Raw genomic sequence first — 1,786 nt, 5'->3', positions numbered from 1 at the left:
CAATTTTCAGGTGTTTGCTCAAGGGTGTTTACAGGTACTCCTCCCCACGTAATAAATCAACTTCCACCAGGGTGCCTGCCTCAAATCCACCCTCGCCAAAAGGAGAGACGCGCTGGGCATTGCTTGCCATGCAGGCAGCCATATCGCCCGCCTTGAAATTCAGGAAGTGTGCCGTATAGCTGGTGGGGCTTTCCTCGTCGCGGGTCAAATGTACGCGGGCGATGTTCGCCATTTGTGGGGGTCCGGACACGCTGGCGGCGGCACGGGCCTGCACGGTGGGAATTTTTTGCAGGGGAATACCCAAGAAGCGAGCGGTGATGGCCTGTAGGCACCATTGTGTACCAAAATAAGCAGCTAGGGTAGGTCCTGGCAAATCGATAACGGGTTTGCCTTCGGCCACTGCCATCATAAGCGGACGTCCCGGCACGGCAGCGATGTAGTGGTGTATCACGCGACCACGCGCCTCGATCATACGCACGTTGAAATCTTCTTCGCCCACCGCTGAACCGCCATTGATGATGACGGCATCAGCCACGGCAAGCGCTTCGACAAACGCCGTTTCAAGTGCGGAGGGGTCGTCATGAACGATGGGGAAGATTACAGGATCGGCTCCGTATTCCAGCAGCATATGCTTTACCATCAGGCTGTTTGTGTCTACGTTCTGCCCCCGTCGAGGCGCGATGCCTGCAGGTACCAGCTCGCTGCCGGTGGGGATAAAAGCGATGCGCGGCTTGCGGCGCACGGGAACGAGGGTGACGCCACCCATGGCAAGCGTTGCCAGATCGGTTGGGCGGATAGAAAGCCCGGCCTCCATCAGCGTGGCTCCGGCTTGGATGGTGCTGCCTGCCGCACGCACGTTGGTGCCAGATTCTACGTGCACGTCGTTGTCTAGTACCACAGAACCGTTTGGCTGGATGACTGCTTTTTCTATCATGATTACCGCATCGTAGTCGTCCGAAAAGTCGTCGCCGGTATCGGCACGTACGTAGTCCCGGCCAAGTTGCCAAACACTTGTGTTGGGCAGGCCATTCGTAAAGGCAGTTGACTTTACGGCAATGCCATCGCAGGCCGATGCGCGCACGACGGGCAGCGTGTTTATGGAGGTTAGGTTGCGTGCCGTTATGCGACCGACAGCGTCATCAAGACTCACCAGCTCTGTGGCCATTGAGGCTGCTGGGGGTTGCCATGCTGCGAAGAAGTCTGCAAGCGCTTCTTCGCGCAACGGAAAGCCGTGTACGATCTTTTCTCCCATAGTCCGTCTCCCTTGTTGGTGCGTAAGAAATTACGCGTAAATTTCCTTTTCTACCACAAGTTCAGTTTTAATCTTTCCAACAAGCTTTTGAAGAGCGTCGATGCAGTTTGGACGGATGTCTGCGCCAATGAGCACGTACATGATAGAATCGCCCACGCCCAGCACTCCCTCGTTAAGCCACGTGCGTACGTAGTACACACCCGGCCAGGTGAGTGCTTCTTTTTCAGCTGCTGCAACGCCTGCAGCATCGTAGGAAAACTCTACCTGCGCAACGTCCCCTAAGCCCTCAATGCCTTCGCGTACCTGCTGTTTTGGTGTTATGCGAACAATGCCATTATGGGCAAGATACATGCCGCACTGGGGTGCCTGTGGGTCTTGTTTAGCCTCTTTGAGCCACTGGTCGATAGACGGTTCGGGTGTAGCCATAACGCTCCCTTCGCAGTTTATAAGATGTCGTCCATTATAGTCTATCGAGATGAAGAAAAGGCGTACAGAGCTTTTAGGGAATTCGCACTTGAGGGGCCTTGTAGTAAG

Annotated in this window: 2 protein-coding genes; both read right to left on the bottom strand. The window is 55.3% G+C overall.

Translation table 11 applies throughout. The annotated features are described in order from the left end of the window. Positions 1-28: 28 nt before the first annotated feature. Positions 29-1,252 carry a molybdopterin molybdotransferase MoeA gene (locus RR842_RS07425; protein WP_332513284.1) on the bottom strand — a complete coding sequence of 408 codons (1,224 nt, stop codon included), beginning with the start codon at positions 1,250-1,252 and terminating at the stop codon, positions 29-31. 30 nt (positions 1,253-1,282) lie between these two features. Beyond that, positions 1,283-1,678, bottom strand: a complete 396-nt coding sequence (locus RR842_RS07420) for a molybdenum cofactor biosynthesis protein MoaE (RefSeq protein WP_332513286.1) — start codon at positions 1,676-1,678, stop codon at positions 1,283-1,285. Positions 1,679-1,786: the final 108 nt, after the last annotated feature.

Source organism: Gordonibacter sp. (assembly GCF_036667095.1).
Taxonomy (GTDB): Bacteria; Actinomycetota; Coriobacteriia; order Coriobacteriales; family Eggerthellaceae; genus Gordonibacter.
This window is presented reverse-complemented; position numbering and strand designations above follow the sequence as displayed.